The organism is Neptunomonas phycophila (genome assembly GCF_001922575.1).
GTDB lineage: Bacteria > Pseudomonadota > Gammaproteobacteria > Pseudomonadales > Balneatricaceae > Neptunomonas > Neptunomonas phycophila.
Map to the genome: position 1 here is coordinate 2,099,249 of NZ_MRCI01000001.1, position 13,471 is coordinate 2,112,719.

The following is a 13,471-nucleotide window of genomic DNA, read 5'->3' on the forward strand; positions in this document are numbered from 1 at the left end:
AGGATTGACTATGCTAGCGAATAAAGACAATCGCTTAGTAAATGAGCTGATAGCGATCTGTCATGACGGCCAACGCTTTTATAGACAAGCGGCTGCCGAGGTGACAGACAGCGATCTCAAGTCACTTTTTCGTGAAATGGCCAGTATTCGCGCTGAAATAGCCGAAGACCTGACTAAAAAGGTAGAAGAAAAAGGAGGGTCGCCTGAGATAGGCGGCTCTCTTGTTGGCAAAATGCGAACCGTCTACACCGATGTCAGTACGCAACTCTCTGATGATGCAAACTATCATTTCGTTACAGAGTTAGAGGCATCGGAAGAAGTTACATTAAATATCTTCAGGGACGATATTCGAAAAGTAGACAGTCCCCATTTAGCTAACGACATAGCAAGACACCTTGCCACGATCCAAGTGACTCACGATAGGATGAAAGACATCAAAGATAGCTTAACGGCTGTTAAGCATTGAGCCATCTCTGTATAGTCTTACACAAGGGTGCTATGGCGCCCTTTTTTATTAGCTTGTACTTTAAAATGGTTAGTTTTATGAACTACCCACGCTATATCTCAAAAATTTAAGGAAACTTTAATCTACTTAGCGGTCTCCAACGTATTAGGTCAAAATCCAGTTTCCTGCATGTATGGATTTCACTATTTGCCACATCAGATTTATTTTTTACAAAACATGTTTTGTTTTTACATTGTCACAGAGCAACTAGGAAGGAACCGCATATGCCACATTTACATCTAGTGACCCAAGACGAGGTCATTGTAGAATCCCTTCTCCCCCTTTTAACAAAAACAGGGTTTAAATTTAGCCACTCTCAAAGGCTCGATGACAGCATAGAAACACCCCACTCTTCGGACCTTGTTATCCTCGCACCGACTCAGTTTAGTGAGCAGGATTTCCATACTCTCCAAGAACACCCGCTGGCTAGCGGCACGGAATGGATCATCATTAGTGACGGCAAACCAAACCCTTGGTTAGACAAATTGATGAATTTAGGGGTGGCGTATCATTTTAGAAAGCCTCTCGACCTTAAACACATCACCGATGTGTTAACCGATTTTTATATCGAGCTGAAGGAAGAGCACGAAAGCCGAAAATCGAAACCCGTTTCATCAAACCTTGACCAGTTTGGCCTATTACTCGGCTCTTCTGCTCCTATGCGCCTTCTCTATCGCCTCATTCGACGTGTAAGCCAAACGGAAGCAAACGTGTTGCTCATCGGTGAAAGTGGCAGTGGTAAAGAATTAGCAGCGCGCACCATACACCAACAAAGTTTGCGGGCCACCAAACCGTTTGTCGCCGTCAACAGTGCCGCCTTGACGCCAGAATTAATCGAAAGCGAATTATTTGGCCATACCAAGGGGGCTTTTACTGGCGCGGTAAAAGATCATGCTGGCTTCTTTGAACAGGGTAATGGTGGCACACTCTTTTTGGATGAAATTACTGAGATGCCCCTCAGTTTACAGAGCAAGTTGCTGCGCGTTCTTGAATCTGGCGAGTTTACCCGGGTGGGTAGCGACCATTTACAAAAAACCGATGTCCGTGTCATTGCCGCAACGAACCGACAACCGCTCGAAGCCATTGAACAAGGCTACATGCGCGAAGACTTATACTTCCGCCTTGCTCACTTCCCAATACAACTGCCTCCGCTACGGAAAAGAAGCGGCGATATAGTTGAGCTTGCCCAGCATTTTTTAGCCTACCGAAACCATACCACCAAAACGAACAAAGCGTTCTCTAAGGAAGCCTTAGATGAAATTGCACAATACACATGGCCAGGTAATGTACGCGAGCTAAAACACACCGTTGAACGGGCTCACATTTTAGCTGTCGATGAAATCACATTAGCGGAGCTACCTTCGCTTTCTGAACCTGCAAACAGCTCAGAAGTAAACGTAGAAAATATTAAGCCCGGTATTACGCTGAAAGATGCAGAAAAAGCGCTGATCATTGCCACCTTAGATGATTGTGAGCACAACAAAACACAAGCCGCTGATCAACTAGGTATAAGCGTTAAAACACTCTACAACAAATTAGAACGATACGACGAAAACGAAGAAGCCTCATAGTAGTAGTGAGGCTTCTTTTTTGTGTCTTCTTTTTTTCACAATATTTCTTCATCATATCCTGCTCTTATTTAGCGCATTAGCGTACAATAAGAGCGCTTTTTTTGTCTGATATGAGAACACCATGCATAATCTACAAGCTACTAGCATTCGCTATCTTGATGGTCAATTATGGGTGCTAGATCAGCATCAGCTTCCTCATCAAGAATCATGGTTGCTATGCCAGTCTGTCGACGACATGGTCAACATGATCCAGCATCTACAAGTACGTGGCGCACCACTTATTGGAATTGCTGCCAGCTTATTACTAGGCCACCTCGCTGCATCCCAATCTTACACGTTAGAGCAATTGCGCGAAGCAGCCGAAACCTTACGAGCGGCACGGCCGACAGCCGTTAACCTGATGAACAACATGGATAGCATGCTGGCTGTTCTTCACACACAAGGTATCGAGTACTTACCTCAAGAAGCCGAGCGCTTATTTAACGAAGACGTGGCTTTGTGTAATGCTATTGCTCAACACGGCGCTCCGTTATTGGGTAACAACAGCAATGTACTTACCCACTGTAATACCGGCAGCTTAGCAACAGTGGGAGTTGGTACGGCCATTGGCGTTATTCAAGCAGCGCATGCACAGGGTAAAAACATCCATGTTTACGTCGATGAAACACGGCCCCTACTGCAAGGTGGGCGTTTAACGACGTGGGAAATGAAAAAGCACAACATTCCTCATACGCTCATTTGTGACAACATGGCGGCATTACTCATGCGCGAGGGTAAAGTCGATGCCGTACTTGTTGGGGCTGACCGGATCGCTGCAAACGGCGACTTTGCTAACAAAGTGGGTACATACTCTTTAGCCGTTAATGCGCATTATCATCATGTACCCTTTTACGTTGTCGCCCCTTACACTACCGTTGATACAGAGTGCCCTGACGGTAACGGCATCCCAATTGAAGAACGCGCCGCCGCCGAAGTACAGGGTGTAAGCGGGCATTTTGGCTCGGTTAACTGGAGCCCTGAAGAAACTCCCGTATTTAACCCCGCGTTTGATGTGACACCCGCCAACTTGGTAACAGGTTGGATTTTAGATACCGGAGTTTATACGCAAAGTGATGTCGAATCCGGCGTATTAAAGGCTGCACTTCAATCTGACGGTAAAACCCTATAAGTTCATAAAGTCGTTAAAATACAGTACCGGAGTTTATCGCCTGTACTAAGCTTTAATCACTCATCCTTACCACTAGCTAAATAAAGAGAGTTGTTCATTTGTCAGTTACAGATTTCATTCCCGGACAACGTTGGATTAGCAACACCGAACCTGAACTAGGCTTGGGCTTAGTTGTATCCAATGCTGATCGTCGCGTCACCATTCAGTTCCCTGCTGCAGAAGAGGAACGCACATACGCTACTAATAACGCACCCGTTAGCCGTGTGGAATACCCTGTCGGGGATACTATCCACACACGCCACGGACAACGCGTTATCATTACCGAGCGAATCGAAAAAAATAGTTGTTTAATTTATTTTGGACAAGATGAGGAAGGGAATGAACTCATCGTGCCAGAACTCGATTTAGAAAGTAGCGTGCAGTTTAGTCGCCCGCAAGACCGCTTATTTGCTGGGCAAGTCGACAAGCTGAGTCAGTTCCGTTTGCGCATCGACACACTCAACTACCATCATGAACAGCAAAGTGCAGACACTTACGGCTTATCGGGTGCTCGCGTTCAGCTTTTGCCGCACCAATTCTATATTGCTCACGATATTGCTAATCGCTACGCGCCACGAGTCCTACTAGCCGACGAAGTAGGCTTGGGTAAAACCATAGAAGCAGGTTTAGTTATCCATCAGCAGCTAATCACTGGCCGAGCTTCACGCGTATTAATCACCGTTCCTGACAGCCTAATTTATCAATGGCTAGTGGAAATGCTACGCCGCTTTAATCTGCAATTTAGCATCATGGATGAGCTGCGCTGCACAGCGATGGAGCTGTCAGGCACAGATAACCCATTCGATAGCGCGCAATTGGTATTATGTACGCAATCAATGATTGCCAATAACCCTGAGCGTGTTAGCCAAATGCTTGATTGCCAATGGGATATGATGATTGTCGATGAAGCGCATCATCTCATTTGGAATGAGGAAGAGCCAAGCAAACTGTATCAAGCCGTTGAGCAATTGGCGTCTAATATTCCTAGCTTGCTGCTACTCACAGCAACACCAGAACAACTCGGCCTAGAAAGCCACTTTGCTCGCCTACGTCTGCTCGACCCTGATCGCTATAACTCGCTAGACAAGTTCCGAGATGAGCAATCACAATACGAAACTGTTAATGAGCTCGTACAGCAGCTACTAGCCGAAGACGGCATCAATAACCTTGCTACCCAACCAAGCCTACAAGCACAACTAGATGATTACTTAGGCAAGGGAGCTAGCGAAAAGCTATTAAATGAGGCCGATCAACAAGCGGCGCTTGAGCTGTGTATTAACCACTTACTTGATCGTCACGGTACCGGACGCGTGTTGTTCCGTAACACACGTGACACAGTAACAGGCTTCCCTACTCGCATACTGGTCCCGCACCCTCTTGAGATGCCGGCTCAATTAGAGTCAGCCGCCGCTGATGCCAGCATTGAAGATATCCTGCGCCCTGAGAAACTGTTAGGCGATTTTTGGTTAGACGAAGACCCGCGTGTCGCATGGCTAGATGAATGGCTCAAAGCGCACCGCCTAGAAAAAGCACTGCTTATTTGCTCAAACGCAGACACCGCACAAGCCCTTGAAGAATATATCCGCCTGCGCAAAGGTGTTCGCTCTGCCGTTTTCCACGAAAAAATGACGCTAATTAATCGTGACCGTGCCGCGGCTTACTTCGCAGATGACGAAGATTACGCTCAAGTGCTGGTATGTTCTGAGATTGGTAGTGAAGGTCGTAACTTCCAGTTTGCTCAGCATCTGATCATGTTTGACTTGCCACTCAACCCTGACCTGCTAGAACAACGGATAGGCCGCTTGGACCGTATCGGTCAAAAGCACGACGTACAGATTCATGTACCGTTTTATGAAAATAGCGCTCAAGCCGTATTGCTGCGCTGGTTTGACGAAGGCATTAATGCGTTCCGACATACGTGCCCTGCTGGTCGTGAGTTGTTCCAGCAGTTCGAAGACATGATCACATCCCTTATTATGGATGGCGTGGATGAGGACGCTTTTGAAGAACTAATTAATGCCTCACAAAAAGCAGCAGGCGATATCATGACTCGCCTACAAGCTGGACGTGACCGTTTGTTAGAGATGAGCTCATGCCGTCCCGCCAAAGCTGAGCAGCTGCTCGAAAGTGTAGAGCTACACGAAAAACGCATGCAGTTACGTGATTTTATGGAACGTGTCTTTGACCAATTTGGTGTCGATCAACAATCTGATGGCGCACACTCGGTTATTTTGCAGCCCACTGACCAAATGACTGAGCATCGCTTCCCAGGCTTACCGGATGACGGTTGCAAAGCGACTTACTCACGCGAGCAAGCTTTATCCCGCGAAGATATCCAGTTTATGAGCTGGGAGAACCCGATGGTCACGGGATCATTTGAAATGATCATGGGCAGTGACTTTGGCAACACCACGGTCTGTACGGTGAAACTACCACCACTGCAACCCGGCACTATATTAGTCGAAGCGATCTTTGTACTTTACTGTGCTGCACCAAAAGCACTTAACTTACAACGCTTTCAAAATCAGGCTACGGTCCGTGTTGTAATCGATAGTAACAACAACGATCTTAGTCAGATTATTACCCCTGATCACCTGAACAAGCTGGGTGAACGTGTTAAACGTCATGTGGCGCAAAACATGATACGTTTAGGCCGGGAACAGATAGCTGGGGTTTTACAAAAAGCGGAAACTGAAGCACTAAAACAGCAACAGCCGTTAATTGATCAAGCAGTGACCAAAGCGAGCTCGATGTTAGATGAGGAAGTTGAACGCCTAGAAGCGCTGCTTGAAGTAAACCCTTCCATCAGGGAAGAAGAAGTAGCACATCTTAAAGCAAAACGGGATCAAATTCTTACGCATTTGCAGGATGCACAATTACGTATGGATGCTATCCGTATTGCTGTCGTTAGGGAATAGACCTTCAAAAAGCTAACTTTAGCCCCCAACATTACTTGTTAACAGAGGCATACGATTTCATGAGCACTAAGGATTGGGGCTTAGCCCTGTTAGTCGTATTTGCTTGGGGGATAAACTTTGTGATTATCCGCTTCGGCCTTGAGGAGTTGCCACCGCTGCTCCTTGGGGCTTTACGCTTTGCACTGGTCGCCTTTCCCGCTATCTTTTTTGTAAAGCGCCCTGCTATCCCTTTACGGCTTTTATTGAGCTACGGCATCACCATTAGTTTTGGTCAGTTCGCTCTGCTCTTTCTGGCGATGCATAACGGCATGCCTGCCGGTTTAGCGTCTCTTGTACTCCAATCTCAAATGCTATTTACGCTCATCTTTGCTCGATTCCTGCTTAATGAGCGTTGGCAGCTTCAGCAATTTCTAGCCATAGGTGTAGCAGGCGCTGGGCTCGCTTTACTAGCTAGCCAAACAAGCGCCGACCAAATGACTTTCGTCGGATTTATATTAACAATAGCGGCCGCCTCTTGCTGGGGAATGGGCAACATCATTAACCGCAAGATCGCTCAACTTGGCAAAATTAATCTCATGAGTTTAATTGTATGGAGCGGTTTGCTGCCCATTATTCCGTTCACAGTCGCCTCATACTTATTCGAGGGGCCAGAATTAATTGTCAGCAGCCTGACACAGGCCAGCGTTCAGTCCTTCGCCGTGGTACTGTATCTTGCCGCTATTGCTACATTGTTCGGTTACGGTAGCTGGGCGTATTTAATGCGTCATTATCCAGCGTCACAGGTGGCTCCGTTAACCATGCTAGTGCCTGTGGTGGGTTTATTAACGGCGTGGATCGTACTCGATGAAACCTTGTCAATGATCCAAGGCGCGGGGATAGCTTTGATTATGGCGGGCTTAATGATCAATACATTTGGTAGCCGCATAATAAAGCAATTAAAGGCCTTATCAGCGGCTTAGCCATTCGAATCAGCCTTGGATTCAGTAAACTAAACAAGTGTCCACTTAGCAATCCAGGCTTCTTCCTCTTCGGATAAGTAGGCTTGCTCTAGCAACTCCTGCGCCCATGCTTCTTTTTTGGCCAGATGATTTAAAATAACCATCGCCGTTACCTTAGCCGCTGTCACCTCACTCCACATGGTTGTACCCAAGCAACGCCAGTGATTCGCATCAAGGCGCTTAGGCCGCTCAACTTGCGTTTGGCAGGTTTCACAGATCATCAAGCAGTGTTCGTAATCAGGTTCTGAAGGGACCGGCGGAACCTCAAAAATATTCAGGGGAACCCCGCTTTGCTGACACAGTTCGCAATGAGCAGCACAACGGCGCACAAGGTCTTTACCAAACAGGGTTAAATTAGCATGACGCTCGTGATGCTTTTCTTTACGGGACATTGCTTATTTACCTTCAAATTTTGGAAACTGATCAGCTATCGCGTCACCTGTAAAATTGGCTACCCACCCAGCTGGATCATTAAATAAACGGATAGCTGTAAAGTTAGGTGTAGGCCCCATGTCAAACCAATGCGTCGTCATATCAGGCACCGAAATCAAGTCATCTTTACAACACAAGACTTGATAGACTTTATCCTCAATATGTAGATAAAAGACACCTTCGCCAGCCACAAAAAACCGAACTTCGTCTTCTGAGTGCGTATGCTCGCTCAAAAACTTTTGGCGCAACTCATCTTTTTGAGGGTGATCAGAAGTCAATGAAATGACATCAACTGTCTTATAGCCTTCGCTATCTTTGAGCTTTTGAATTTCAGCATCGTAAGCGGCCAAAATATCTTCATGGCTCATACCATCAGTAATAGGTGTCGATGCTTCCCATCGCTCAAAACGAACGCCCACACTTGCTAATGTTTTAGCAATCTCGGCGCCATCTGTCGTATGCTGCAAAATAGTCTGCGGATTGGTATCTGGTGTTACTGTTAACGCACTCATAATTTACTCAATACTTAATTCAATACACTTATTGGCATCTAAGGATGTTGATCAAACCACTCTCTGATCTACGCTTACTTCAATAAAAAGACGACCTAAACTTAGAAATTAATCTGATCAAAAGATTGCACAACTTTATGTCGAGGGCTGTCTATCTTGTCATCGCGTTCAAGCAAACAGGTATGCATCCCCGCAGCCTTAGCGGCATCGAGCTCCTCCTGTATGTCAGACAGGAAAAGAATACTGCCAGCAGGCGTCCCCATTGCCTTAGCTATCGACTCATACGCAGACTGCTCACGTTTATGGCCATAGTTTGTATCATAGAAGCCATCAAACAAACCGGTTAAATCACCAAAATCACTGTATTTAAACAATAATTTTTGCGCGTTTACCGACCCTGACGAAAACACATTTAATGATAAACCCGCCTTTTTCCAGGCACTCAAGTGTTCATAGGCATCCTTGTATAGGTGCCCGGTAAAATCACCATTGGCGTACCCATCAGCCCACATCAACCCTTGAAGCGCTTTGAGCGGAGTGATTTTTTTATCCTGATCAATCCAGCGCGTTAATACTGTAATGATAGCCGCTTGGTCAGCTTGGGGATCATCTATTTCATCGCGTACTTGCTTCACAATGGATGCCACTTCTGGGTTATTCCACTGAGAAGCCACATAGCTAGCAAGATGCTCTCGCGCATAGGGAAATAGTACATTATGCACAAACCGTATATCAGTGGTTGTGCCTTCAAGGTCAGTCAAAATAATCGTAATAGTCATTTTATTTCACTTTTAAACGGGTGTTATTCAGCCGTCAATTTTACCTAAACGAATGAGCTCTAACTGGCAAGCAAACAAGAACTCCAAGCCTTCGAGGTGACGCCGTGCTTCGTTTATGTCTTTCCCCCACGCATAAAGTCCATGGCCTTTAACAAGCAAACCCCACTGTAGAGGGTTTTGTGCCCATACATCATTGACAGATGCCGCTAATGCTTGCATATCCTGAGTATTGTCAAACGCGTAGATCTTAATAAGGTCATCATGGGTCGTGTTACCGGCCAATGATTTTTGCATTTCAAAACCAGATAGGTTGACGGCATCGCCAGAAATAACACGCGACAGTACAGTGGCCGTTACAGAGTGAGTATGCAAAACGGCCCCTATTTGCGGATCTAACGTGTATAGAGCCGTATGCAGTAGAGTCTCGGCTGACGGTTTTAGCGAGCTATCAATCGCGTTTCCATCCATATCTACTAACAAAAAGTCTTGCTCTGTGAGCGCCCCTTTATGTCGGCCTGACGCGGTGACTAACGCCGAATGCTCATCATTGCGAATCGAAAAATTACCACCCGTCGCAGGGCACCAGCCTTGCTGATCAATCCAGCGACCTGCATCTATTAACATGCGTGCCAATTCTGACATCATTTACCTTATAAACTAGATATCTAAAAGACTAGTTTACGACGAAGCACTCAGGGGTTAAAGCAATACAGATAAGAAGTAACTAAAGGGGAAGTCGGGGCGGTAATGAACCGCCCCTACAAGGGCCGAAATGATTTCGGCTAAGCAGCCCTTACGGGCAAAGGAATCCACAATTCAATGATGTTCAAGTTCACTAATCACTTAATGCCCTCTGAAGATCTGTGTTTTTAGTATAACTAAAAGATGAGTGATGCCAATGTCTGATTTTTCCAGTAATGTCGTATAATCCGTGAATTGATTTCATAAATAGGATTTTTCGATATGACTAGCATCGGCTCCCCTTATTCCAGCCACTCTACTCGTGTTCTTATGTGCGGCGGAGGCGAACTAGGAAAAGAGGTCGTCATTGAGCTACAACGTCTTGGAGTAGAAGTCGTAGTTGTCGACCGGTACGCTCACGCTCCTGCGATGCAAGTCGCCCACCGAAGCCATGTCATATCGATGCTAGATGGCGAAGCGCTCAGAGAAGTAATTGAAGCTGAACAGCCTCATTATATCGTCCCTGAAATAGAAGCCATCTCGACCAACACCTTGGTGGATATGGAAAAAGAAGGCTATACCGTCATCCCGACAGCCAAAGCGGCTCAACTCACAATGAACCGCGAGGGCATTCGTCGCTTGGCCGCTGAGGAACTAGGACTAGCGACCTCCCCTTACCGCTTTGCAGCAACTGAAGAGGAGTACATAGCGGCAGTAAACGAAATTGGCTTACCTTGTGTTGTTAAACCCATCATGAGCTCATCAGGTAAGGGTCAAAGCACGCTAAAAACTCACGATGATATCGCCCCTGCTTGGACTTATGCCCAAGAAGGCGGACGGGCAGGCCAAGGGAAAGTTATTGTCGAAGGCTTTGTCGAATTTGATTATGAAATCACCCTTCTAACCGTTCGCCATGTTGGCGGCACTAGCTTTTGTGAGCCTATTGGGCATGTGCAAGTCGATGGTGATTATCGACAGTCTTGGCAACCGCAGGCCATGTCAGCGGCCGCCTTAGACGCCGCCAAAGCAGCTGCCCATAAAGTCACCGAAGCGTTAGGCGGGCGTGGTATTTTTGGTGTTGAGCTATTTATTAAAGGTGATGAAGTACTCTTTAGTGAAGTATCACCGCGTCCTCACGACACTGGCCTGGTCACACTTATTTCGCAAGACTTGTCTGAGTTTGCGCTGCATGCTCGAGCCATTTTGGGATTACCCATTCCCAACATACACTTTCACGGCCCTAGTGCTTCCAGTGTAATTTTAGTAGAAGGTCAATCGACAGATGTTGAGTTTGGAAACCTGAGTGCTGTGCTGAGCCAACCCAATACCCAATTGCGTTTATTTGGCAAACCCGAAGTGTCAGGGCAACGCAGAATGGGGGTTGTACTGGCGCGAGCTAATGAGACAGACGAAGCAATTTCGACAGCCAAAGCGGGCTCAGCTGCTGTTCAAGTAACGCTACATACTGAATGACATGATTTACCGCATGTAAAATGCAAAAAAAACCGTGCCCGCTTCAACTATTTTCACATAATCGGGCAGCTTTATAGATCGGAAGGTTATAAAAAAGACACGGCAAATATAGCCGACAAAACAAACTAAGCGGTAATGATAACCGCAATCACTTCAAACAGCAGAGTAAGCGAGAGAGTCCACTTCAGCATCATCAAAATGGCCTTTGATTATCTGACGTGCCACACGTGTACATTTGCCGCAACAGTTCCCAACTGACAGGGTTTTGTTCAATTCTCGGATGCTAGTAGCCCCTTCTTCAACAGCTTGAAGAATCTGAGAATCGGTGACACCGTTACAGATACAGACATACATAGTGATAATCAGTCCCATTTGTTTTGAGAAATGATAATAATTCTCATAGGCTTTTATATCAAGTGCTGCACGTTCAGTCTCAATGACTTTTTTTCATTTTCAAAAGAGTGTGCTTTAATTGCGCTCATATTATTTAACCTCTTATTTTTCTATTAGCCGGAGGCGGCCATGCAAGGCGATAAAAACGTCCTGAGCATCCTTAACAAGGTGCTTACTGCAGAATTGACATCAATTAACCAATTTTTCCTACATGCTCGCATGTACAAAAATTGGGGCTTAAATGAGCTAAACAATAAAGCCTATAAAAAGTCGATCAAGGACATGAAGCAAGCTGACGAACTAATAGAGCGTATCTTGTTCCTTGAAGGCTTACCCAATCTGCAACACTTAGAGCGGCTGCGAATTGGTGAACACACCGAAGAAATGCTGCAAGGCGATTTAGATTTCGAAATGGATCAGCTAGCATTGCTACGTGAAGCCATCGCTCTATGCGAAACAGCATTAGATTATGTTAGCCGTGATATTTTAGAAGAGATTCTTGAAGCCGAAGAAGAGCATGTAGACTGGATTGAATGCCAGCAACACCTAATCGCTCAAATGGGTATCGAGAACTACTTACAAAGCCAACTTTAAACGGGGAAAACTCATGAAAGGTAATCAACGTGTCATCGCCGGACTGAACTCTCTGCTTGCTATGGAGTTGGCAGCAATGGATCAGTACTTCATCCATTCTCGTATGTATGATGACTGGGGCTTAAGCAAACTTTTTGAACGCATAGATCACGAGTTTGATGATGAGAAAGGTCATGCGGCTGCGTTAATCGAGCGTATGCTATTTTTGGAAGGTGTACCTGACATGGTCACACGTACAGGCCTCAAAATCGGTACCAACGTTGTTGATATGATTGAAAGTGATTTACGTATCGAATACGAAGTAGGTAACCAGCTAAAAACCGTCATTAAAATCTGTGAAGAAGAGCAGGATTACCAAACTCGCGAAATTCTAGAGAAGCTACTAGAAGATACCGAAGAAGACCACGCACATTGGTTAGAGCAACAACTACGCCTCATTAAAATGATTGGCCTAGAAAATTATACGCAGTCTCAAATGTAATTTAACCTGTGTATTTACTAAGGCGGCTTTTTAAAAGTCGCCTTTTTTATTGGCAGCTTAGTACCTTGATATAGATATAGTGTCCGCTTTATCTAAACCATTAACTGCCTGCCACATAGCCTCTAAAGCAACTAACCAGTGCTGCGTAGCATCAATCCCCTCTTTCACCATGGATGCAGACAAGCCTCGAAATGCAGGTAGCTCTTTGCATAATATGTCGGCAGAAATTCCCCAATGTTGGTGCAATCCGCAGGCGTCGACCCATGCTGAACCGATCCCTGCATACTCCCAATCAAGCAAGACAGCTTGAAGATTAGCTGTCTGATGGCTCGCTACTATATTACCTGGATGAAGGTCATGATGTGTCCATACATAATCAAGCGGCGGTAACTGGTTAAATAGAGCTTGGGTTTTATGCAATAGAGGCAACCATCGCTTTTGCTGGCTCAAGGGTGCTTGTTCAATTTTTTCTTGGTAAGAGCGCCATAAGCCATGATAGTCGATTAATAATGATGAGCTATCTTCAGGCTCTGGCAAACGCTGTAACTCTGCAACAATAGCCACAATAGACATGGGATCGAGCGTTGTGGCTTCATCATAAAGCGGACTTAATAACCACTCCTTAGTTATTGCTATTACAACCGGGGCCCATGCATAGCCCTGAATGGCGGCTAATACTTGCTCTTCCCGCCCACGGTTAACCCCTAAGACAGACACCGATGTATTCACGCGTAGCACACACGCATCACTCAAGCCTTCACTTACGTATATGTGATTAGTCGTCCCTTGCCGAGCCAGTCCTTGCCACCTAGCGGGTCTGCCTAACAATTCATTCACAATACATTGGATATCCGGATCGAGTATTACCATAAAAAATCTGTACGTTGTCGTCTTTCAAGGAGGTTTGCTTTTTAGCAGTTATGGTAC

The 13,471-nt window shown here is 45.8% G+C and carries 14 protein-coding genes; 8 read left to right on the forward strand and 6 right to left on the reverse strand.

Annotation, left to right across the window (positions count from 1 at the left end; all coding sequences use genetic code 11):
* Positions 1-10: 10 nt before the first annotated feature.
* The 5 genes from BS617_RS09505 to BS617_RS09525 all read left to right on the forward strand — a co-directional run bounded on the left by BS617_RS09505 (position 11) and on the right by BS617_RS09525 (position 7,160).
* Positions 11-466 carry a PA2169 family four-helix-bundle protein gene (locus BS617_RS09505; RefSeq protein ID WP_075172579.1) on the forward strand — a complete coding sequence of 152 codons (456 nt, stop codon included), beginning with the start codon at positions 11-13 and terminating at the stop codon, positions 464-466.
* A 263-nt stretch (positions 467-729) separates the two neighbouring features.
* The gene (locus BS617_RS09510) at positions 730-2,076 is read left to right on the forward strand and encodes a sigma-54 interaction domain-containing protein (protein WP_075172580.1); all 1,347 of its coding nucleotides are present in this window, start codon (positions 730-732) and stop codon (positions 2,074-2,076) included.
* Positions 2,077-2,197: 121 nt separating this feature from the next.
* Positions 2,198-3,244: an S-methyl-5-thioribose-1-phosphate isomerase gene (mtnA, locus tag BS617_RS09515; protein ID WP_075172581.1), complete on the forward strand. Its 1,047-nt coding sequence runs from the start codon at positions 2,198-2,200 to the stop codon at positions 3,242-3,244.
* A gap of 98 nt (positions 3,245-3,342) precedes the next feature.
* Positions 3,343-6,201: an RNA polymerase-associated protein RapA gene (gene rapA, locus BS617_RS09520; RefSeq protein ID WP_075172582.1), complete on the forward strand. Its 2,859-nt coding sequence runs from the start codon at positions 3,343-3,345 to the stop codon at positions 6,199-6,201.
* A 59-nt stretch (positions 6,202-6,260) separates the two neighbouring features.
* The gene (locus tag BS617_RS09525) at positions 6,261-7,160 is read left to right on the forward strand and encodes an EamA family transporter (protein ID WP_075172583.1); all 900 of its coding nucleotides are present in this window, start codon (positions 6,261-6,263) and stop codon (positions 7,158-7,160) included.
* Between the two features lie 29 nt (positions 7,161-7,189).
* On the opposite strand, the gene BS617_RS09530 is transcribed toward BS617_RS09525, so the two are convergent.
* The 4 genes from BS617_RS09530 to BS617_RS09545 form a co-directional block, all read right to left on the reverse strand.
* Entirely contained in the window at positions 7,190-7,591 is a 402-nt protein-coding gene (locus tag BS617_RS09530) for a phnA protein (RefSeq protein WP_075172584.1), read from the reverse strand.
* A 3-nt stretch (positions 7,592-7,594) separates the two neighbouring features.
* Positions 7,595-8,143, reverse strand: a complete 549-nt coding sequence (locus BS617_RS09535) for a 1,2-dihydroxy-3-keto-5-methylthiopentene dioxygenase (RefSeq protein ID WP_075172585.1) — start codon at positions 8,141-8,143, stop codon at positions 7,595-7,597.
* A gap of 101 nt (positions 8,144-8,244) precedes the next feature.
* The gene (gene mtnC, locus BS617_RS09540) at positions 8,245-8,922 is read right to left on the reverse strand and encodes an acireductone synthase (RefSeq protein WP_075172586.1); all 678 of its coding nucleotides are present in this window, start codon (positions 8,920-8,922) and stop codon (positions 8,245-8,247) included.
* 27 nt (positions 8,923-8,949) lie between these two features.
* Positions 8,950-9,567 carry a methylthioribulose 1-phosphate dehydratase gene (locus BS617_RS09545; RefSeq protein ID WP_249263590.1) on the reverse strand — a complete coding sequence of 206 codons (618 nt, stop codon included), beginning with the start codon at positions 9,565-9,567 and terminating at the stop codon, positions 8,950-8,952.
* 318 nt (positions 9,568-9,885) lie between these two features.
* Between BS617_RS09545 and purT the strand changes: the two genes are divergently transcribed.
* Positions 9,886-11,076, forward strand: coding sequence for a formate-dependent phosphoribosylglycinamide formyltransferase (purT, locus tag BS617_RS09550; protein WP_075172588.1), 1,191 nt, complete (start codon positions 9,886-9,888; stop codon positions 11,074-11,076).
* 153 nt (positions 11,077-11,229) lie between these two features.
* Here the strand turns inward: purT and BS617_RS09555 are convergent, their stop codons facing one another.
* Positions 11,230-11,448 (reverse strand): bacterioferritin-associated ferredoxin, encoded by a 219-nt coding sequence (locus BS617_RS09555; protein ID WP_341218461.1) that lies wholly within the window; start codon positions 11,446-11,448, stop codon positions 11,230-11,232.
* Between the two features lie 150 nt (positions 11,449-11,598).
* On the opposite strand from BS617_RS09555, the gene bfr (BS617_RS09560) reads away from it, so the two are divergent.
* Both bfr (BS617_RS09560) and bfr (BS617_RS09565) read left to right on the forward strand, forming a co-directional pair.
* Positions 11,599-12,063: a bacterioferritin gene (gene bfr, locus BS617_RS09560; RefSeq protein ID WP_075172589.1), complete on the forward strand. Its 465-nt coding sequence runs from the start codon at positions 11,599-11,601 to the stop codon at positions 12,061-12,063.
* A 13-nt stretch (positions 12,064-12,076) separates the two neighbouring features.
* On the forward strand, positions 12,077-12,544 hold the full coding sequence (gene bfr / locus BS617_RS09565) for a bacterioferritin (RefSeq protein WP_075172590.1): 468 nt from the start codon (positions 12,077-12,079) through the stop codon (positions 12,542-12,544).
* A gap of 57 nt (positions 12,545-12,601) precedes the next feature.
* Here the strand turns inward: bfr (BS617_RS09565) and BS617_RS09570 are convergent, their stop codons facing one another.
* Positions 12,602-13,414, reverse strand: a complete 813-nt coding sequence (locus BS617_RS09570; protein WP_075172591.1) for a phosphotransferase — start codon at positions 13,412-13,414, stop codon at positions 12,602-12,604.
* Positions 13,415-13,471 lie beyond the last annotated feature (57 nt).

What these genes read in the sequence shown, in the direction of transcription:
- BS617_RS09505 (WP_075172579.1), top strand. Translation starts at nt 11, where the DNA reads ATGCTAGCGAATAAAGACAATCGCTTAGTAAATGAGCTGATAGCGATC.
- BS617_RS09510 (WP_075172580.1), top strand. Translation starts at nt 730, where the DNA reads ATGCCACATTTACATCTAGTGACCCAAGACGAGGTCATTGTAGAATCC.
- mtnA (WP_075172581.1), top strand. Translation starts at nt 2,198, where the DNA reads ATGCATAATCTACAAGCTACTAGCATTCGCTATCTTGATGGTCAATTA.
- BS617_RS09525 (WP_075172583.1), top strand. Translation starts at nt 6,261, where the DNA reads ATGAGCACTAAGGATTGGGGCTTAGCCCTGTTAGTCGTATTTGCTTGG.
- BS617_RS09530 (WP_075172584.1), bottom strand. Translation starts at nt 7,591, where the DNA reads ATGTCCCGTAAAGAAAAGCATCACGAGCGTCATGCTAATTTAACCCTG.
- BS617_RS09535 (WP_075172585.1), bottom strand. Translation starts at nt 8,143, where the DNA reads ATGAGTGCGTTAACAGTAACACCAGATACCAATCCGCAGACTATTTTG.
- mtnC (WP_075172586.1), bottom strand. Translation starts at nt 8,922, where the DNA reads ATGACTATTACGATTATTTTGACTGACCTTGAAGGCACAACCACTGAT.
- BS617_RS09545 (WP_249263590.1), bottom strand. Translation starts at nt 9,567, where the DNA reads ATGATGTCAGAATTGGCACGCATGTTAATAGATGCAGGTCGCTGGATT.
- purT (WP_075172588.1), top strand. Translation starts at nt 9,886, where the DNA reads ATGACTAGCATCGGCTCCCCTTATTCCAGCCACTCTACTCGTGTTCTT.
- BS617_RS09555 (WP_341218461.1), bottom strand. Translation starts at nt 11,448, where the DNA reads ATGGGACTGATTATCACTATGTATGTCTGTATCTGTAACGGTGTCACC.
- bfr (WP_075172589.1), top strand. Translation starts at nt 11,599, where the DNA reads ATGCAAGGCGATAAAAACGTCCTGAGCATCCTTAACAAGGTGCTTACT.
- bfr (WP_075172590.1), top strand. Translation starts at nt 12,077, where the DNA reads ATGAAAGGTAATCAACGTGTCATCGCCGGACTGAACTCTCTGCTTGCT.
- BS617_RS09570 (WP_075172591.1), bottom strand. Translation starts at nt 13,414, where the DNA reads ATGGTAATACTCGATCCGGATATCCAATGTATTGTGAATGAATTGTTA.